Raw genomic sequence first — 20,232 nt, 5'->3', positions numbered from 1 at the left:
ACAAGAATCAGTAAATCCATGTGGCTACTTTATCTATAAGCTCATCTTTTGGCGTCGGCTTAACAAGATAGTCATTCATACCGTACTCGCTGATCTTGACCACTGTCTCATCACTCTTATCGCCGGTATAACCAACGATAGGTATCGAAGCATAGTGGCTCTCCGACTGACGTATACGCCTTGTCGCAGTGAGTCCGTCCATAACAGGCATCTCTATATCCATTAAGATCAAATCGACGTCTTCTTCTTCCAATATTTGCAAAGCTTTCTGACCGTTTTCTGCTTGAATAACATGCAACCCCTGCTTTTCCAGCATAATGCTAGTGATGGAACGCAGCGAGTGGTTGTCGTCAACAATCATGACCGTACGCTTAGTCGAAATCTCATTGTATGAGTGCGCCGGCTGCTCAACATCAAAATCATCAAATAGCAGATAATCGACAGCTGCAGATGGATCTTGTACAAACTTCTGAATGCTAAACAACTGAACATCCACATATCGTTGGAAATACAGGTTACGAGAAGAGTGTTCATCATGAATAAACGCTATACGCCCCTCTGTAAAACTGAGCTTACCTTCTAAGCGTGACATAAGCGCCCAACCTGCAGCATCGAGAGCACCATCAATGACGATAAGGTTGTACTCAAACTGATGCTCTTCCAACTCGACAGCGTCAACAAGAGACTTTTGAGTCAAATTTAAATCCGCTTCAAGCCCGACTTGTCTAATATCGCTTCCCAATACACCTTGCTCACTGCCAATAAACAGCACCGATTTCGCTTTCATAAGTTCCTGTTTAATTGTGGCGACTTGCGTCGAGTTGCTGTCTGGGAAAACAAGCTCAAACTCGGTCCACTCTCCAAATTCAGAGCGACATACAATACTGCCGCCAAACGATTTCATCACTTTCTTACAGAACGACAGACCAAGGCCAAAGGTTCCATTTTTACCTGTCGTGTAGAAATCCTCAAAAATGTTCTTAATAAGCTGCGGCTCGATACCCTGCCCTGTATCTTTGATAAATACACTGTAGCCATCGGACGTTTTTTTTGAAGATACCGTGATTTTGAAACGACCCGTGCCACGATGACGGAAGGCATTCTTCAACAGGTTATAGATGACATACTTGAGCAAGGTATCACTGCCTAGATATTCGAACTCTTTATCCATTTCCAAAGCAACAAGTCTTTTTTCTGTGGCATTTTTATAGCTATAGCTATCAATCGCATTCTCTATAACTTTTTTGGCTCGATGTTTACAAAACGTTGAGGTAGAAACCCTATTCTGGTCGATAGAGGTTAATAGTAAGTCAATCGTTTCGTTTCCGGTCCAAATCACTTTCATCGAATCTTCAATAATGTCATTGAGAATTTGAATTTCCTGAGCATTCAAGTGATGTGAATTTCGGTAAGATGAATTACTGCTAGGTACTATCGAGCGTACGACTTCAAACGAAGAAAGGAGTGCACTAAGCGGGTTTCGCATTTCATGAGCGATCCCAGCCCCAAAAGACTTTGCAATTGAGACTTTGGCTTCGTGTTCAACTTGATTACGAAAGTAAAATAAATTACCAAACACGTAAGTAAACGCAAAAATAGGTAGAAACGATTGATGTTCTGCAAAACTTAGTTCTGGCCCTTTAATTTGGTAAGCGGTTAGGCTCGCCAAAGCCACACAAACAAAGGCTTGCATATACATCATTCGAGTATCGTGCACGAGTAAGATGTGAATGAAAATAGACGACATGAAGGATAATACCCAAACGTCTGACCAACCATTCATCAGCATCATAAAAAAGAAGAAATACGGAAGGCACAACCCCATCGCAAAAAGATAGTAGGCTGGAAGGAGTTTTTTTATTCGATTGCTAAAGTGATTCCGAAACGCCATCACAAGCACTGAGGCAGTACAAAGAAGCCTCAAGCCCAAGTTTTCATACGCTTGCGGAAACAAGTACTCCCACACCCAATAATAGAGTGGGAACCCCGCCCCCCCCATTATCACCACAAGCGACATATTAGGCTCAGCGTAGTTGTAGATCTTTTGAAGTCTGTTCATCTACCTAGTCCAACAGAAAGAATAGCCACGGCTTATTATGCTTTTAGTCTTCATATTGCGATTATTCGTTGCAATGCAATTATAGAAATGCCGATTATTTCTAATTAAACCCTTTATGTAATCAATAGTATGAACGAAAACCTTTTACAAATACAACAGCGCCTTCTCATTTAGAAGGCGCTGATTAAAACTATTTATCTAAGACCGTGCAAAAACTCATGCCGCGTTGCGGGATTGGACTTGAAAATTCCACCTAATGCCGTCGTTGTTGTTTCGCTGGTCGCATCCATCACACCGCGTGACTTCACGCAGTAGTGAACGGCGTCCATAGTCACCGCGACATCGTCTGTTTCGAGTAGTGTCTGCAGAGCGACTAGAATTTGCTGTGTCATGCGCTCCTGCACTTGTGGGCGCTGAGCGAAAAATCTGACAATGCGGTTGATCTTCGATAGACCGATGATTTTACCACGTGGGATATACGCCACTGCAGCCTTACCATCAATGGTCACTAAATGATGTTCGCAAGTGCTGGTCACCGTGATGTCTTTAACACGCACCATTTCACTAACGTTCATTTTGTTCTCGATAACCGTGATTTTCGGGAAGTTCTGGTAATCAAGACCAGAGAAGATTTCATCCACGTACATCTTTGCAATGCGGTGTGGTGTTTCCATCAAGCTGTCGTCGGCAAGATCCAATTGAAGTAGAGTTAAGATCTCACGCATATGGTGTTCAATACGTTCTTTCTTTTCTTCTCTCGACACTTCATTTGGCAACATTGGTGTTTCCAAACCGCGCTCTGATAACGCTGCTTTAACCAATTTTGCTGATTCACTTAAACCTGACATCTTACATCCTCGCACTAACTCCCGTAAGGGCAGACAAGGATACTCGGATTTAATGCTAATTACACCCACAAATTCCGTATTGCTTTGTAACTGCAATGATTTGCGGTTCAAATCGTCGCTTTTATCCAAAGGGATAAGCCATTCGCCAGCAAAAATGTGTTACAGTCAATTGGTTTTAAAGATTCAATTAGGATGACTTATCTTATGGGTTGCTGCGACGCACCGGGCTTGATGCCTATAGAAGAAGCATTGAATAAAATGCTCACACCAATCACGCCAATTATCGATACCATTACATTGCCGCTTGCTGAAGCGCTGGGGTATGTATTGGCAGAAGACATTCTCTCTCCAATCAATGTCCCACCATTTGATAACTCAGCAATGGATGGTTATGCCATTCGCCTTAGTGATTTCGAGCAATCGACCACCATGAAAATGGTTGGAAAATCATTTGCTGGCGCCCCTTTTGAAGGTGAGTGGCCAGCGCAAACTACCATTCGCATTATGACTGGCGCTCAAATCCCATCCGGTTGTGACGCGGTGATCATGCAAGAAAATACCACCACCGACGGTGACCTTATCACCTTTGATCAGCCGAACATCAAAACCAACATGAACATCCGCCCGACTGGTGATGATATTCGTGCTAATGATGTAGTGTTGAATAAAGGTGCTCGCCTAACAGCGCGAGATATCCCAATGATTGCAACGCTTGGCATTAGCCACATTAACGTGTATCGCAAACCCAAGGTGGCATTTTTCTCCACTGGTGATGAGCTTAAACCACTTGGTAGCGAGCTAGAGCCGGGTCAAATCTATGACAGCAACCGCTACGGCATTAAACCACTGATTGAAAACTTTGGATGTGAAGCCATCGACTTAGGCATCATTCCTGATTGCCAAGAGACATTAAAAGCGACCTTTGAAAAAGCGCAGCAAATGGCCGATGTGGTGATCACCTCAGGCGGCGTAAGCGTTGGCGAAGCTGACTACACTAAAGATATTCTTGAAGAGCTTGGACAAATCGGCTTTTGGAAACTTGCGATTAAGCCAGGCAAACCTTTTGCGTTTGGCGAGCTTGATAGTGCATGGTTCTGTGGCCTTCCAGGCAACCCTGTCTCGGCTGTACTGACTATGTATGTTTTGGTTCAGCCACTACTGGCTAAACTGGGTGGTAACAGCGAGTGGAAATCACCGGAATCTATCCCAGCTATCACTCGCAGCGCATTCAAAAAAGCGCCGGGGCGCACCGATTATCAGCGTGGTATCTATCGTATTGAAAACGGCCAGTTTGTTGTCGAAACGACCGGCAACCAAAGCTCTGGTGCATTCCGCTCAATGAGTCTAGCCAATTGCTTTGTCGTGTTGGAGCGCGAGCGCGGCTCAGTAGAAGTTGGGGAGACTGTACAAATCCAATTATTCAATCCAACACTGTTCTAAGAGGTGATTTTGGATATTCTTACTGATGAAGAAATGCTTCGCTACAACCGTCAAATCATTCTGAAAAACTTTGATTTTGACGGTCAAGAAGCACTCAAGCAATCTTCTATCCTTATCATCGGTGCTGGCGGCCTCGGCTGTGCTGCCAGCCAATATCTTGCTGCTGCGGGCGTTGGCACTTTAACCTTAGTAGATGATGATGTGGTCGAATTATCAAACTTACAGCGCCAAGTACTGCATCATGACGCTAGCATTGGGCTGAAGAAAGTGGACTCAGCAAGGCAAGCGTTAGAGAAGCTCAACCCTCATCTCATCGTTCACGCCTTTGACAAACGTTTGAGCGATAACGAGCTTGAAGCGCAAATCATCAAACATACGCTTGTGCTAGACGCGACGGACAACGTGGAAACGCGCAACCAACTTAATCGTCTGTGTTACCAACATAAAATCCCTTTGGTGTGCGGCGCGGCAATTCGTATGGAAGGACAAATTTCTGTCTTTACCTATCAAGACAGCACGCAACCATGTTATTGCTGTTTGAGCGCACTGTTTGGAGAAACCAGCCTAAGCTGTGTTGAAGCGGGTGTAATGTCGCCTATTGTCGGGATCATTGGGGCAACCCAAGCACTGGAAGCCATCAAGGTCATTGCCAACTATGGAACACCGAAAGTCGCCAAGTTGATGCTATTTGATGGACTCACATTAAGCTGGCGCGAGATGGGACTGCCTAAATCTAAACAATGCCCCGTCTGTAGCTAATTCTATTCGACACCAACAAAGGAGTACGTCGCATGAAACCATTCGCCATCGCGTTTATCCTTCTTATCGCTGGCGTGAGCCTATTGTTGGTGTTACTTAAGGTAACCAGCCCTACTATCGACGGCACAGTGACTGCGACTGTGCAAAGCCATGTTCTTACTCAATCGCTTGATGGCAATCGTCACTATATGGTGGTGAAGCTTGCCGATGGCTCGACAACAAGATTGGTTGCCAATCAACACTCCTTATGCCCTGTCGGCTCACAAGTCGAACTCAACGTCACCTCTTCTTCCTTAGGCAAGGCGAACACCTACCAACTTGGGCAGTGCTTACCACGCTGACCATGTTCACACTTCAGTTTGTACCAAGAAAGCGGGTATAGACATCGCCGCGATTAGCCTGCATCCTAAAAACAAGGAATAAAACAATAATAAGGAAGTGGCTTATGACCAACACCCTCGTCTCTCCCCAATGGCTTCACTCACAACTTGCCGCCAACCCTAACACCATAGTTCTTGATGCCAGCATCGAGTTTCAAATTCCTCTTGAGCCGCAAAAAGACAAAAGCGGCGTCATACCAGGGGCACAGCGCTTTGACTATGATACGGTATTTTGCGATCCAGACGCCACGCTGCCACACATGATGCCATCGGCTGAGCGTTTTAATACTCTCGCGTCGGATCTTGGCATACAGTCCTCCAGCACCATCGTCGTGTATGACAACTCTGGTACATTCGCATCACCCCGTGCTTGGTGGATGTTAAAGTCATTAGGTATTGAGAAGGTGTACGTGCTTTCTGGCGGACTTCCGGCATGGAAAGAGTCTGGGTACGAAGTAGATAGTGACTATACAACGCCACAGCCTGCTGAGCTATCTCAATCGCTCGACAGACACTATTTTTTATCGGCAGAGCAAGTATTAGACCACGCGCAAAAGCGCAATGCTCGCATCGTCGATGCTCGCTCTCTGGCTCGTTTTAAGGGAGAAACTCCAGAGCCTAGAGAAGGCGTACGCAGCGGCCACATTCCTAGCGCAGTCTGTTTGCCATTTGCCGAACTTATGGAAGGCGGTACATTAAAGCCTCAGGAAGAGTTAGCACCTCTGTTTGCATCCATCAGTGGCAGTAAACGCGAGCATTTAGTGTTCAGTTGTGGCTCAGGTGTAACGGCATGCATTCTAGCTCTTGGTGCTTATATTTGTGGGTACACCAACTTGTCAGTCTATGATGGCTCGTGGACGGAATGGGGACAAAGAACCGACTTACCGTTAGAGGTGTAATTACCGTTCTTGGGAGCAATGATCATTGTAGCGCCGCCCATCAAGGGCGGCGCTTTTGTTCACTAAACACACCAAATGTTGATGCTCAATCAGCCCGTGTAAGCACCACTCGAATAGTGCAGCTCGTAACTGTGCGAATAGATTTCAAGGATATTACCAAACGGGTCTTCCATATAGATCATGCGATACGGTTTTTCCCCCGGATAGTAATAGCGCGGCTCCTTCATGCGGCGCTTGCCACCTGCAGCGACAATTTTCTCAGCGAGCCCTTCCACATCCGGGTCTTGTACGCAGAAATGGAAAATGCCCGTTTTCCAGTACTCAAAGTTATCCTCTGGGTTTTCTTGATTATCAAATTGAAACAGTTCGACACCAATGCGATCGCCCGTCGACATGTGTGCGATGCGAAAATGGTTCCACCCTTCTCCAAATACGTCGGTACACATGACCCCAATGGCGGAGTCGTCTTCGGTGACATCGGTTGGCGGCATAATTAAGTACCAGCCCAACACTTCGGTGTAAAACTTCACGGCAGCTTCCAAATCGGGAACCGATATCCCAATGTGGCTAAAAGTACGTGGATATGTGTGGTTGGTATTGGGTGAAGTCATGAGTGGTGTCCCTCTCTCGTTGAGAATAAGATACTTCTGATGGATTCGTCGTTATTTATCATATACTCTTCAAGCAATAAGGATTTGTTATCAAATGTAGAGTGTATGATTAACACAACTTGGCTTAATACGTTTAAAACTCTAGTAGAGATTGGTCACTTTACCCAAACGGCTGAAAAGCTGTTTATGACTCAACCTGGTGTTAGCCAGCACATCAAAAAGCTTGAAGCTAGCCTCAAAGCTGAGTTGATAACTCGGGAAGGAAAAACTTTTGAGCTAACCGAGCAAGGTAGACTGGTGTACGACTATGCGTGTGAATTGGCCAAGCGAGAAGTTTCACTACTGGAAAAGCTCAAATACGATGATCCTAAATCTGGGAGCCTCAGTTTTTCGGCATCTGGCGCGATAAGCACGGCGCTTTATCCAAAACTACTTCATCTCCAGACTCAATACCCAGGCTTGAGAGTGAACATCGAAGCCGCTCCTAATCGACGCGTCATAGAAAGTGTCACCAACGGCAGCATAGACTCTGGCATTGTTACTGCAGTACCACAGCACCCAGATCTATCCGCAGAGCACTTAGGGCAACTAGAGTTGTGTCTAATTGGCTCAAAGTCTGCTGTCTCAAAATTCAGCCCACGAGAGGCATTAGAGCAGTTGGGTGTTATCGACCACCCTGATGCTCAGTATTATTTGCAAAAGTTGATTGATCAAAGTGGGTTTGCAGAACTCGAAGATGCCGAGTGGCAAGATTTTCGAAAAGTCAGCTATATCAATCAGCATAGCCAAATCTTACAACCTGTCGCAATGGGAATCGGCATCACCGTGCTGCCTAAGGTGGCTATCGAGTATTCAGAGTATAAAAAGAAAGTGGATATCTGGCAGACAGTGGAGCTCGTGAGTGAGCCCCTATACTTTGTGCAGAAGAAACGTAAACGGCTAGCGGCGCGCTATTCATTTCTACTTGATGTCATTAAAGAGACGGAATTTTCCTAATCTTGTTGTGGGCTGTCTGGCAGACTTAGCATCTGTTCATCTAGGTTAAGTACTGTCAGTGCGTTGCTTACGCTTGTTGCAACGACATCGATAACACCTGTGCGCAGCGCACCAAGCAGTGCCATTGGCTTACTGTTTTCAGACGCAATCGCGATCACTTCTGAAATCCGGCGAAACTCTTCAAGCCCTAATCCGATGACACGGTCACTCATCACAGTGTTGGCCGCTCTTCCTTGAATATCGAAAAAGTCGTAGCCAGCGAAATCACCAACAACGCCCTGATTCAAACGAGACTGAACCACTTCGTCAGTTGTGAACCAGCCTAAATCCACCATGTAACTATTTTCGCTCATGTCACCGACACCAACCACAGCCACATCCGCTTTGCGAGCCAGGTCCAGTGTCTGCTTTACGGTAGCGTTCTGCATAAAGGCCATTTTCTGATCGCGGTTTTCAGCATAAGCAGGCGCATAAAGTGTCTCGGAAGTACCACCATACTTTTTCGCTAATTGACGGCAGATATGGTCTGCATTGAAGCGTCCGCCTCTTGGGTGGATGCCACCGATACCACATACAAATTTGCAATCGCGGGGGGCAATAACCCCCATATGATGAGCAACCGCCGACACATTTCGGCCTTGCCCTACCGTGACAACCGTACCGCCTCGAAGAGTTTGAGCCAAATAGTTGGATACTAAGCCACCCACTTGCATACGCTGCGACTCTTCATCCGGTTGATCGAGTGCAATCAGGGCACGTTTGATGCCAAAGCGTTCGATAAGTCGTTGTTCAATCTTGGCACTGTAGACCGGATGATACTTAACCGTGATTTCAACGATACCTTCATCCCTAGCTTGTTTAAGTAAACGGCCAATCTTGGCACGAGAAACACCAAACTTCTTCGATATCTCCTCTTGTGTCGCCCCGTCTTGATAGTAGGCCACCGCGATTTCGGTCAGTAAGTCATTGCTGGTTTCGTTGTTGTCATTCTTCATCGATGCATTTACCACAAGGATTTTATAAAAATGAGCATTGGCTCATAGCTCAATCATATGCTCAAACATATCGACACCATATCATTCGCTCACCTTCATTACAATTTCTCAACGGAACCTTTCACCACCTAAACTAGCCCAGAGCCCTTACGTTTACTATCTTTGCTCCACAAATTTGTGCGAGCTAGCAAAAACCGAAAATAACCCTGGCAATAACAGATTTTGTACTAGTATTTGGTTGACTTTAATCGTACATAGGGTAAATATGACTTCAACATTTACTCACGAGTGATGCAAATGTTCAGGCAATTGTAGACCCTTGTGACCAAACAGTCTTTTAGCGGTGTTGAGGATAAAGTGAATCTTTGAGCCGCTGTTTAGCATTTGTATTTCGAGGCTAAGTCTCAAATTCTCTGCCCTCTAGAATAGGAACGAACCGATGAGCAATAAATTAGAGCAACTTCGCAAACTAACTACTGTTGTTGCAGACACTGGCGATATCGAAGCGATTCGCAAGTACCAACCACAAGACGCAACAACTAACCCTTCTCTGATTTTAAAAGCGGCGCAGATCGAAGAATACGCACCTCTTATCGACCAAGCTATCGAGTATGCGAAATCTCAAAGCGACGACAAAGCACAGCAAGTACAAGACACTTGCGACATGCTTGCGGTTAACATCGGTAAAGAAATTCTTAAAACCATCCCAGGTCGTATCTCAACAGAAGTTGATGCTCGTCTTTCTTACGATATGGAAGGTAGCGTAGCAAAAGCCCGTCAGCTAATGAAAATGTACAACGATGCAGGTATCGCAAACGACCGCATCCTTATCAAGCTAGCTTCTACTTGGGAAGGCATTCGCGCAGCAGAGATCCTAGAAAAAGAAGGCATCAACTGTAACCTAACGCTTCTATTCTCATTCGCTCAAGCACGTGCGTGTGCTGAAGCAGGCGTATTCCTAATCTCTCCTTTCGTTGGCCGCATCATGGACTGGTACAAAGCGAAAGAAGGTCGTGACTTCGAAGCATCAGAAGATCCAGGCGTAATTTCTGTAACGGGCATCTACAACTACTACAAAGACCATGGTTACAACACAGTCGTTATGGGTGCAAGCTTCCGTAACACAGGTGAAATCCTTGAGCTCGCTGGCTGTGACCGCCTAACGATCAGCCCACAACTGCTTGCTGAGCTAGAAGAAGCACAAGGTGAAGTTGTTGAGAAGCTAGTTGACTCTAAAGGCTCTAAAGAGCGTCCTGCAGCAATGACTCACGCTGAGTTCCTATGGGAGCACAACCAAGACCCAATGGCGGTAGAGAAGCTAGCAGAGGGCATCCGCAACTTTGCTATCGACCAAGGCAAACTTGAGGCGATGATTGAAGCTAAGCTTTAATCCACATTATTTTCTAGAGGGGAACGTTTGCGTTCCCCTCTTCAATTTTCTTTCTTTATAATCAATTTTTTCGGAATGTATTATGGATCGTAAACATCTCGCTAATGCTATTCGTGCTTTGAGCATGGACGGCGTTCAACAAGCAAACTCTGGTCATCCTGGCGCGCCAATGGGTATGGCTGATATCGCTGAAGTACTTTGGCGTTCACACCTAAACCACAACCCATCTAACCCAGAATGGGCTGACCGTGACCGTTTCGTACTATCAAACGGCCACGGCTCTATGTTGATCTACTCACTGCTTCATCTAACAGGCTATGCGCTGCCAATTGAAGAGCTAAAGAACTTCCGTCAGCTTCACTCGAAAACACCTGGCCACCCAGAGTATGGTTATGCGCCTGGTATTGAGACGACAACAGGCCCGCTAGGTCAAGGCATCACAAACGCAGTGGGTATGGCGCTGGCTGAGAAAACACTAGCGGCTCAGTTCAACAAAGACGGCCACGACATCGTAGACCACTACACGTATGCATTTATGGGTGATGGCTGTTTGATGGAAGGAATCTCTCACGAAGCGTGTTCTCTTGCTGGCACACTAGGCCTTGGCAAGCTCATCACATTCTGGGATGACAACGGCATCTCAATCGATGGCGAAGTTGAAGGTTGGTTCTCAGACGATACACCTAAACGTTTTGAAGCATACGGATGGCATGTTATTCCAGCAGTAGATGGTCACGATTCTGATGCTATCAATGCAGCGATTGAAGCTGCTAAAGCGGATCCGCGACCTACGCTTATCTGTACTAAAACCATCATCGGCTTTGGTTCACCAAACAAATCAGGTTCACACGACTGTCACGGTGCACCTCTAGGCGCAGACGAAATTGCGGCAACTCGTAAACAACTAGGTTGGGAGCACGGCCCATTTGAAATTCCGACAGACGTTTACGCTAAGTGGGATGCGAAACAAGCGGGCGCTGAGAAAGAAGCAGCGTGGAACGAGAAACTTGCAGCGTATGAAGCAGCTTACCCAGAGTTGGCTGCAGAATTCAAACGCCGCGTAAATGGTGAACTACCCGCTGAGTGGGAAGAGAAAGCAACACAAATCATTGCTGATCTTCAAGCAAACCCTGCGAACATCGCTTCTCGTAAAGCGTCTCAAAACGCACTAGAAGCGTTTGGTGCAATGCTACCTGAGTTTCTAGGTGGTTCTGCTGACCTTGCTCCGTCCAACCTAACTATGTGGTCTGGTTCTAAGTCTCTTACTGCAGAAGATGCGTCTGGCAACTACATTCACTACGGTGTTCGTGAGTTTGGTATGACAGCGATCATGAACGGTATCGCGCTTCACGGCGGCTTTGTTCCTTACGGTGCAACTTTCCTTATGTTCATGGAATACGCACGTAACGCAATGCGTATGGCTGCATTAATGAAAGTGCAAAACATCCAAGTTTACACTCACGACTCTATCGGTCTTGGTGAAGACGGTCCAACGCACCAACCTGTTGAGCAAATGGCATCACTTCGCCTAACGCCAAACATGAGCACATGGCGTCCATGTGACCAAGTTGAATCAGCAGTCGCTTGGAAATTTGCAATTGAGCGCAAAGACGGTCCTACGTCGCTTATCTTCTCTCGCCAAAACCTTGCCCAGCAAGAACGTGACGCGCAGCAAGTGGCTGACATCGCAAAAGGTGCGTACGTACTGAAAGATTGTGAAGGGACGCCAGAGCTAATTCTTATCGCAACAGGTTCTGAAGTTGAGCTAGCGGTTAACGCAGCAGTTGAGCTTTCTGCAGAAGGCAAGAAAGTACGTGTGGTCTCTATGCCAGCTACGGATGTGTTCGACAAGCAAGACGAAGCATACCGCGAGTCTGTACTGCCTTCGAGCGTGACTGCACGTGTTGCAGTTGAAGCGGGTATTGCCGATTTCTGGTACAAGTACGTTGGCTTTGGTGGCAAGATCGTTGGTATGACTACCTTTGGTGAGTCTGCACCTGCAGGTGAACTATTTAAGATGTTTGGCTTCACTACAGAAAATGTCGTGAGCACTGCGAAAACTGTTCTCAAATAAATAGTCGTTTTAGCGTCAACCGTTAAACATAAGTTTAGCCGAGTCCCCATAGGGCTCGGCTTTTTCATTGCTACTTTTCGACGCGTTTTTCCTTGACGCGACAAAACACAATCCTAGACTTTTCTTATAATCAATTATAAAGGGAAATATACTCATGACTCGATGGATCACACTTCTTCTGGCTTCATTCATATTCACAGTTAATGCTGCTCAACTTAGTTTTGTCAGCAATGGTATCACTATTAAAACACTGTCCGACCGAGACTTTTCAGAGTTCCCACAAACAGAGATCGCCACGGAGTTACCCTGGATAGAAGGAGTGACGTCATTTACTGGTGTTCAAGTGGCAGATATTTTCAATCACATGAAGACTCCAATACCTGAATCGATTACCTTGGTAGCCTTAAACGATTACCAAATTGAAGTTGCGGTTGAGGATATCAAAAACTACCAACCTATTATCGCCAACAGAAAGAATGGCCAAATAATGCCCGTACGAGATAAAGGACCATTCTGGCTTATCTTCCCCTTAACCGACTACCCAGAGATTAACAATACCGATTACCACGCAAAGATGATTTGGCAACTTAAAGAAATAAGATACTAAAGCATTTCGGAGATTCATCATGATGCTCAAGTCAATCATTAACAAAATACCCATAAATATTACCAAGCTTACTCTTGTCTTGCTTACGTCGCTAGTACTCATGGTCAACCTATTCACTATCGACCGCATTAACAGCATTAATGCTGATCTATCGGATCGCAAAAATGAAGCAACCTGGTTTGTTCTACAATTGGTAAAAGAGTATTCGAATCTCATTACTCAAGTTAGCATCACACCCTATGACAACGCTAAGGTAAACCTAGCGTACGATCTAACATGGAGCCGGTTTGATATTATTTTGAATAGTAAAGAATCCTCCCGATTCATTGCTCAAGCCAACTATCGGTCTTTTTTTGAACAGCACTTTAATAAGTTCAAAAACTTAGAAAAATCGCTTCAACTTACCGCAAAACAACCAGACTTAAGGCTACCTTTACTAAAAAGGATTCAATTAAATTTCGACCAAATCATCCGTTTTATCAATGATAAGTTTCGAATAGAAAACCCGATTGCCGAGCAGTATCGCAGCGAATTAGACAAATTACTGACATTGCAAAAAACGAGTTCTATTACACTCGTGGTGCTGGTAACGTTTATTTCATACGTGTTTTGGCTTGATGCAAGCCTACGGAAGAAAATTCAGCGTAACGATGCGCTAACAGGCACGCTCAATAGAGCGTCGCTAAACGAAGATATCAAACACCATTCTTCGTGGAAAAGCTACGAATTGCTGTCAATCCGTGTGCATAATGTACTTGAGGTCAATCAGCGCTATGGTATTGATTACGGCGACATCATCATTAAAGCGACCGCCAGACGAATCATGTCTATCTTTGATTCAGACTACCGTGTTTACCGCTATAGTGGCGCCCAATTTATTATTCTGCACAGAAAAAATAATAAATCTAGCGGTAATAACCACCTTAGAGAATTAAAGAATGCGCTCTCTCAACCCGTTGATTTGTCTGATATGACATTAGTATTGGATGTCAGTGTGATCTATGATCCCGATTTGGAAAATGACCACCTATTAGAACGTTTAACACAGCTATCAAGAAGACCGTTAGAAACAGACTTGATCTGACGCTGTGAATACCTTTGCCTCACCGCTATGATACGGAGCAGGCAGACCGCTTTTCGTCGTCATCTGGACTGCTTAATCAACCATCACTACGAACGGTTAACTCAGTTACATTTTCACTCCTTGAGTTGGAGCTAAGCCTGTTATAGAAGTTACAAAAGCCTATGTATGTCAATGACTTGCTTATATAGAAACCTTGTAAGTAGTCACACCCTAATGAGTTCAAATACTCTTTCTGCAGTTGGGTCTCCACCCCTTCTCCCACCACTTTGGCACCACAGCTGTGCCCTAACGCAATAATAGACTTGAGCATTTTCTTTTCATCGCTTTGCAAAAGAATTAGGTCGACAAAAGTCTTGTCAATTTTGAGTTCATCCACTGGATAGTGAAGCAATTGATTGATGGAAGTAAAACCTGTGCCAAAATCATCAACAGAGATCCTAAAGCCTAAATCACGTAGCGAGCGGATCATTGTAATCGTCTCCTGCGTACTCTTCACATAGCTGGTCTCGGTGATCTCTAATATAACTCTGTGGTATTCGACACCATGGCTGCTGCAAACGCTGCACAAGTGTTCAATAAAACTGTCGTTATATAACTCTAAAGCGGACATATTAATCGATATACAACCAGTGTAGCCGCACTCTTTGGTCATTTTAACTAATTCAAACAGAGCATTGTCTAATACCCATTTATCTATCTCAATGATTACATTTGCTTGTTCTGCGATAGGAATAAACTCATCGGGACCAACCCCTTTGTCTCGCAAAACAGGACAGCGAATTAAGCATTCAATACTCTCAACTTCTAGGGTGTTCGAGTCAACTAAGGGCATATAATTAAGCTCAAATGCACCATCTTTAATGCAACTGAGTAGTTGTTTCTCAATGTCTGCTTTTCTGCTCAACTCACTAAGTAGATCATCGTCAAACACACTGATGGGTAAACCGTTAGTGATCTGTTTTGCTTTGCTCAGCGCCTCTTCTACGCCTTTTTGCCACATCTGCACATGCTGATTGTTGGTTAGCGGTATCAACGCCATTGCAACTTCAATGTGAGAGGCAAAGCCTGAAGACTGAAAGGCTTGGAAAAAGCGTGCTCTGAATAAAGTAGCCAGCGCTTTAGCGTTGTCTAAATTGGGGGATGTTAATACCGCACAGAAAGTGTTTGACCCATAGCGACTCATTGAATAATCACTGCAACCTACCCCCAGCTTGTTCTGATTGTGATTGGTCAGTAAGAGCAGTTGTTCGCTAAGACGAACCAAAAGCTGATCAGCGTAGTCTTGGCCATGGATGTCATTGATGCGTCTAAAATTAACAATGTCCCAAGCAACTAAATAACTGCTGTCGTTGGCGTAGCTCGCTACGCGTTGATCAACATATTCAATAAAGGATTTACGATTGGCAAGCTTAGTAAGATTATCAAACTCAGCTTCGAACTTTACTTTGGTCAAGCTATCAATGTAGGCGTTACGCAACACCGCAACCTCACTATTCTCTTTGGAGCGTTTAAAATACCTAAGCTCTAGACCTCCACGTTGAATGTCTGCAAGCAAGCTTTGTATTGGACCAGTAACGTTCAGCCTTACCACAATATGCACAATCGACAGCAAAGTCACTATAATCACCGCAACGTAGCCTAGCGCCTGAGCCAATAGCTCACGCTTAAATGGACTGTAATAGCTATCTAGAATAGTCAGTTCTAGTGAGATGCCAAAAGCACTGACTTGACATACCTCGCCATCAATAAACGCGTTTTCAATATGAGTGTGAGAAACCTCTGACTCATAATCCTTGATCGAACCAAACGACAACGACACATCAGGAAGATGGCTCACAGTCTCAATCAATTTGTTGATTTGAAGCATTGGCGCATCAATCACCAACAAGCTCCGCTTCTTTCGTGTTAGGGAACGTTTATCACCCGGAGCGTGAACGGGATCATGCGCGCTGATGACCGTTGCCCTCAACTCACCATTAGCAGCAATATACACTTCTCTCTTTCGAGTAAATGGCTCTCCAAGCGTCACTAATACATGGGTATCAAACACCACTTGATAAATGTCACTCGGTAACTCACGAGCTGAGAAAGGATCGCTCGCGCTACTCGCAGCAGTAATCGTAAACAGGTCATCGATAACAAATAGATGCACGGTGCCCATCTGCTCAGTGCGTTTCTCAGACATTAGGTAAGCAATATGCGCATCCAAAAAATTTCTTACACTGTAATCACCCGTATCTTGTAGATGTCGAACAAATTGTTCTGATGCAGCAAGCTCACCACTGAGAAATCCGATTGCACGGCTTTCATACTCAGCCGCAATCAAAGCACTGGATAGGCGATTTAACCAAAGGTCACGCTCGAGTGCCCGATGTTCACTCACTTGCCAAAGGTAAACAATGATCCCTGCCGATATAACCAACGCACCGACAACTGGAGTCAAAGCAAAATGTAAGCGTTGAACTAACTTCATCGTTACTTAAGTTCCTTCACAATTCGTTGTCTGACGGATAAGGCATGGTCACTAATCTCTCTGTGGGTGTAGCTTTTCTCAATAAGCTCAGGAGATGGATTGATCACAGGGTCACTTAAGTAATCCTGATCAAGATAACGTTTGACGTTCGAGTTTGGTGTAGAAAACCAAGAATCTTGCGCGTTTTTCGCCGCGACATCTGGCCTAGTTAAATAGTCTATTGCCTGCTTGGTTTGTGGTTTAGTGATAATGCCTGATGGTACAGCCAAACATTCCACCCAAACAAACGTGCCTTCTTTGGGCACAACATATTGCCATTCTCCATCTGGATCAGTATTGAACTCATTTAAAACATAGTCATCACCGGAAAAACCAAATGCCAAATCTGTGTTGTCGAGTAAACTGGGATCATCAATTGCATCTAATACATATTCGGTCGAGTTCAAATAAGCTCGCTGTTTCTTTAATGCTTGATAGGCAAGCTTTAAATCATCGATATCACCGGTAAACGGATCTTTATTAACAGCGAGCAATGCTGCGCCAATTAGATCGACGGGGTGATAATACATGGACACACGTCCACGCAACTGTTCTTGAGGCTCAATCAGCTGTTGCCATGAATCTATAGGTTTTTCGAAAGCTGACTTGCGATACAGTAATCCACTGGTTCCCCAAGCATAAGGAATACCGTAATCGCCACACTGCTCAAACCAGCGATTGTCAAAACGCGGCTTCAGCTGTGTTCTTATCTCCGTGAGCGGTTGCATCGCGCCTTGGTCAGCTAACATATTTAGGCGAACACTTTCGATGACAACAAGATCAATAGAGTTACGGCGCTTACTCAGCAGCAGCTCATCACGCACCGACTCATCGGAGAAATAGGTTTCCTCAATATGTAAATGATGTTCGGTTTCTATGTTCTGAATCACTTCTTCAGACAAAAACGCTTCCCAATTATATAGGTGTACTGTTCTTGCTTTGTCCGATGCTGACGCCACAGACCCGTTGACCAATATTAACAACCCAATTCCGAGTGTAAAAAAATGACGATGGAGAGTGGAAAGAATCATTAAGCTAGTCCTTTAGCGATGTTATTTCTTACAGACTAGGACAGCTAATATAGGAGTTCATTAGAATGTGCTTCTCATAATTGAGAAATATCAGTTTGAAAACTCACTCAATAACTTGAGAAGAGGGTTTGGCCTCAATGTGCATCTCCCCCGTCACCATATCGATGTTAGCGTGATACAAATGGGCGGTATCACCATGATGTTTAAAAATAAACTGATAACTGTGAGCAGGATAAAAAATCGGCATATCGACGACCTGCTTGAGATCGTAGCCGTCTTGCACGAAGACCTGTTGAACTTCAACACGCTGCTTGGCAGCACTCAACTCAAGTTGACGATCATACACAGGTGCCACAGAGGGATTAGTGGGATAACTGTTGCCATCGTGAATTAGTGCTCTCAACGCACCGTCACTCCATACGTAAAAGTCCTTCCAACCATTGTTGACGCGATTGGAGAGCAGGATGGGCACCGCAGTTACAGTTAAACGATGAAGGATCGCTCCAGTATCATCAAACAAGTAAGCTGTACATCCTCCTGAGCCACAAAAATAGGGATCTTGCATCAGTACCAATAGCTCATCACGGCCATCATTGTTCAAATCTGCCGAGCCAGATTTATATCGATACTCTCTGTCTCTTGGGTCCAGCTTTTCTGGAATCAGAATATCTTCTACTACCAGTCTATCTATATTGTCGAGCGTAAAGACCTCTGGGCGTGGCTCGCTGGTGTATTCATTACAACCTTGCAATAAAACAGCTACAGACAAAAAGACAAAGGATCGTTTCACATGATTCTCCAAAGCACATCGGAATTATCTAAGTCTATGAAGGTAAACGGTGATTCACAAGTTTAATTAAGCAATTACAAGGTCATCACAACGCGAACTGCTAGTAGAATAAGCACCAATCCTGATAACTGGTCAATCAACTTTGCTTTTGATTTCAGTCTAGTTAACAAGCGGGGTGACGACAGCATGAAAGTGATTAAGGTGTACCACAGACCATCAACCACTAATGGAGTAAAGACGATAATCGCTTTGTCAGATACCTCACTCCCCAAGGCAACAAACTGGCTAAACAATGCGGTAAAGAACAAAGCGATTTTTGGGCTGAGTAGTGAGATCAAAAGACCTTCTTTTGCTGCACTCATTACTGAGACTTGCTTGCCGGATTCTAACCGCTCAACTATCCCACCTTTTGAACGCAGTGCGTTATAACCTAACCACGCGAGATACAGGGCACCTAATAGAGAAATCCCCTTAAACACCATAGGAAACTGGTGCAGCAATACCGATAGACCAAGGACAGTGACGAGCGCGTAAACACCAATTCCAAATGCGTGTGCCCATGCCGTTGCAAGGCCATGCTGTCTGCCTCCAGCTAAACTATGTTTGGCGACAATCGCCAGACTCGGACCCGGCGACATCGCCCCCAATAGACAAATAGCCAACAGTGATAACCAAATAGTGAAGCTCATAGATTGTTTCCTCCGTTGAGCTTCAATCTACCATTCAGCCTTAATGATTTGAAATCACGATTTATCATTGCCATCATGACTTTAGATCATAGCGGTTACTCTCGAACCGAGTACATCGAGGTGCGCATATGCGCTAGTACTTGTTCACGTAACCAAGTGTGTGCAGGATCTTGGTCATACTTCGGGTGCCAAATTAGCCAGTAGAGGTGTTTAAGCGGAGTGAATGGCAGTTCGAAGATGCGTAGCCCAAGTTGCTTAGCAAGGTTTACAGCAATATGCTCTGGCAACGTAAGCAATCCATCACTTTGTGAAAGCATCGCAAAAGCTGAGCTAAAAAATGGAGTTGATACTAAAATTCTCCGTTCCAGGCCTTTCTTTTTCATTGCTGAATCAAGAAAGCTGTCTTTATCACCCCCCGCTGAAATACGAATGTGAGGATAGGCTTCCAAATCACAAAACCTCAGAGTCTTACGACTTGTCAGTGGATGATGTTGGCGCGTCACAATCACAGGTATGTCTTCACCAATTTTTCGTGAGCTCAAACCGCTTGCTGCTTCCGGCAGCATAGTTGAAGCTAGCTGAACGTCAGTATCTCCTAGGCGCTGCAGTAAATTGGGCTCCCAAAGACGATAGGAAAAGTCCATTAATGGCGCGCTTTCTCCAATGCGCCCTACCAGTTCTGGGAAGATATACTGAGCCACATAATCGGAGGATGAAAACGTTAAGGTCTGTTGGTAGTGCTTGGGATCAAACTCGTCATTTCCGAGCACACGCTGAATATTATCGAGAAGAGGTTCAATCTCATTGCTGAGCTTTAGGGCGCGTGGAGTAAGAACATAGTGGCTACCATCACGCACAAGTAATGGATCTTGGTAGATCTCACGAAGCTGACTCAACTGACGACTGACCGCCGACTGTGTTAGGTTCAATCGTAATGCAGCTCGACTGACATGACGCTCTGCGAGCAGCACTTGCAATGTGTAGAGTAAATTTAAATTGGTTTTGTTATTCATAGGCCCACGTGCTGTGTCGAACACCCTACCCCAACATAGTGAGCTGCGGTATCCC

At 45.0% G+C, this 20,232-nt stretch carries 18 protein-coding genes; 9 read left to right on the top strand and 9 right to left on the bottom strand.

Going from position 1 to position 20,232, the window contains the following annotated elements:
- Positions 1 to 7: 7 nt before the first annotated feature.
- Positions 8 to 2,059, bottom strand: coding sequence for a hybrid sensor histidine kinase/response regulator (locus tag ACJB0T_RS04585; RefSeq protein ID WP_479293729.1), 2,052 nt, complete (start codon positions 2,057 to 2,059; stop codon positions 8 to 10).
- A 194-nt stretch (positions 2,060 to 2,253) separates the two neighbouring features.
- Positions 2,254 to 2,907, bottom strand: coding sequence for a GTP cyclohydrolase I FolE (gene folE, locus ACJB0T_RS04580; RefSeq protein WP_479293731.1), 654 nt, complete (start codon positions 2,905 to 2,907; stop codon positions 2,254 to 2,256).
- A gap of 204 nt (positions 2,908 to 3,111) precedes the next feature.
- On the opposite strand from folE, the gene moeA reads away from it, so the two are divergent.
- The 4 genes from moeA (at position 3,112) to ACJB0T_RS04560 (ending at position 6,385) form a co-directional block, all read left to right on the top strand.
- On the top strand, positions 3,112 to 4,347 hold the full coding sequence (gene moeA / locus ACJB0T_RS04575) for a molybdopterin molybdotransferase MoeA (protein WP_479294555.1): 1,236 nt from the start codon (positions 3,112 to 3,114) through the stop codon (positions 4,345 to 4,347).
- A gap of 9 nt (positions 4,348 to 4,356) precedes the next feature.
- Entirely contained in the window at positions 4,357 to 5,106 is a 750-nt protein-coding gene (gene moeB, locus ACJB0T_RS04570) for a molybdopterin-synthase adenylyltransferase MoeB (RefSeq protein WP_479293733.1), read from the top strand.
- A gap of 32 nt (positions 5,107 to 5,138) precedes the next feature.
- Positions 5,139 to 5,447: a hypothetical protein gene (locus tag ACJB0T_RS04565; protein ID WP_479293735.1), complete on the top strand. Its 309-nt coding sequence runs from the start codon at positions 5,139 to 5,141 to the stop codon at positions 5,445 to 5,447.
- A 104-nt stretch (positions 5,448 to 5,551) separates the two neighbouring features.
- Positions 5,552 to 6,385, top strand: a complete 834-nt coding sequence (locus tag ACJB0T_RS04560) for a sulfurtransferase (protein WP_479293737.1) — start codon at positions 5,552 to 5,554, stop codon at positions 6,383 to 6,385.
- 89 nt (positions 6,386 to 6,474) lie between these two features.
- On the opposite strand, the gene ACJB0T_RS04555 is transcribed toward ACJB0T_RS04560, so the two are convergent.
- Positions 6,475 to 6,996 (bottom strand): lactoylglutathione lyase family protein, encoded by a 522-nt coding sequence (locus ACJB0T_RS04555; protein WP_042495493.1) that lies wholly within the window; start codon positions 6,994 to 6,996, stop codon positions 6,475 to 6,477.
- 105 nt (positions 6,997 to 7,101) lie between these two features.
- On the opposite strand from ACJB0T_RS04555, the gene ACJB0T_RS04550 reads away from it, so the two are divergent.
- Positions 7,102 to 7,992, top strand: coding sequence for a LysR family transcriptional regulator (locus tag ACJB0T_RS04550; RefSeq protein ID WP_479293740.1), 891 nt, complete (start codon positions 7,102 to 7,104; stop codon positions 7,990 to 7,992).
- Here the strand turns inward: ACJB0T_RS04550 and ACJB0T_RS04545 are convergent.
- On the bottom strand, positions 7,989 to 8,987 hold the full coding sequence (locus ACJB0T_RS04545; RefSeq protein WP_479293742.1) for a sugar-binding transcriptional regulator: 999 nt from the start codon (positions 8,985 to 8,987) through the stop codon (positions 7,989 to 7,991). The genes ACJB0T_RS04550 and ACJB0T_RS04545 overlap by 4 nt on opposite strands.
- A 439-nt stretch (positions 8,988 to 9,426) precedes the next feature.
- Between ACJB0T_RS04545 and tal the strand changes: the two genes are divergently transcribed.
- From tal to ACJB0T_RS04525, 4 genes are all read left to right on the top strand, one after another.
- The gene (tal, locus tag ACJB0T_RS04540; RefSeq protein WP_112462527.1) at positions 9,427 to 10,377 is read left to right on the top strand and encodes a transaldolase; all 951 of its coding nucleotides are present in this window, start codon (positions 9,427 to 9,429) and stop codon (positions 10,375 to 10,377) included.
- Positions 10,378 to 10,459: 82 nt separating this feature from the next.
- Positions 10,460 to 12,451 carry a transketolase gene (gene tkt, locus ACJB0T_RS04535; protein ID WP_479293744.1) on the top strand — a complete coding sequence of 664 codons (1,992 nt, stop codon included), beginning with the start codon at positions 10,460 to 10,462 and terminating at the stop codon, positions 12,449 to 12,451.
- A gap of 154 nt (positions 12,452 to 12,605) precedes the next feature.
- Positions 12,606 to 13,058 (top strand): putative pterin-binding protein, encoded by a 453-nt coding sequence (locus ACJB0T_RS04530; RefSeq protein WP_479293746.1) that lies wholly within the window; start codon positions 12,606 to 12,608, stop codon positions 13,056 to 13,058.
- 19 nt (positions 13,059 to 13,077) lie between these two features.
- Entirely contained in the window at positions 13,078 to 14,142 is a 1,065-nt protein-coding gene (locus ACJB0T_RS04525; RefSeq protein WP_479293747.1) for a diguanylate cyclase domain-containing protein, read from the top strand.
- Positions 14,143 to 14,218: 76 nt separating this feature from the next.
- On the opposite strand, the gene ACJB0T_RS04520 is transcribed toward ACJB0T_RS04525, so the two are convergent.
- The 5 genes from ACJB0T_RS04520 to ACJB0T_RS04500 form a co-directional block, all read right to left on the bottom strand.
- Positions 14,219 to 16,615 carry an EAL domain-containing protein gene (locus tag ACJB0T_RS04520; RefSeq protein ID WP_479293750.1) on the bottom strand — a complete coding sequence of 799 codons (2,397 nt, stop codon included), beginning with the start codon at positions 16,613 to 16,615 and terminating at the stop codon, positions 14,219 to 14,221.
- Positions 16,616 to 16,617: 2 nt separating this feature from the next.
- A complete protein-coding gene (locus ACJB0T_RS04515) occupies positions 16,618 to 17,556 on the bottom strand; it encodes an ABC transporter substrate-binding protein (protein ID WP_479293752.1) in 939 nt (312 codons plus the stop codon).
- A gap of 232 nt (positions 17,557 to 17,788) precedes the next feature.
- Positions 17,789 to 18,475: a COG3650 family protein gene (locus ACJB0T_RS04510; protein WP_479293753.1), complete on the bottom strand. Its 687-nt coding sequence runs from the start codon at positions 18,473 to 18,475 to the stop codon at positions 17,789 to 17,791.
- Positions 18,476 to 18,549: 74 nt separating this feature from the next.
- Complete coding sequence (locus ACJB0T_RS04505; protein ID WP_479293754.1) at positions 18,550 to 19,164, bottom strand: LysE family translocator; 615 nt, start codon at positions 19,162 to 19,164, stop codon at positions 18,550 to 18,552.
- 95 nt (positions 19,165 to 19,259) lie between these two features.
- On the bottom strand, positions 19,260 to 20,177 hold the full coding sequence (locus ACJB0T_RS04500; protein ID WP_479293755.1) for a LysR family transcriptional regulator: 918 nt from the start codon (positions 20,175 to 20,177) through the stop codon (positions 19,260 to 19,262).
- Between the last annotated feature and the right edge of the window lie 55 nt (positions 20,178 to 20,232).

It is taken from the genome of Vibrio sp. CB1-5, assembly GCF_059412285.1.
This window is presented reverse-complemented; position numbering and strand designations above follow the sequence as displayed.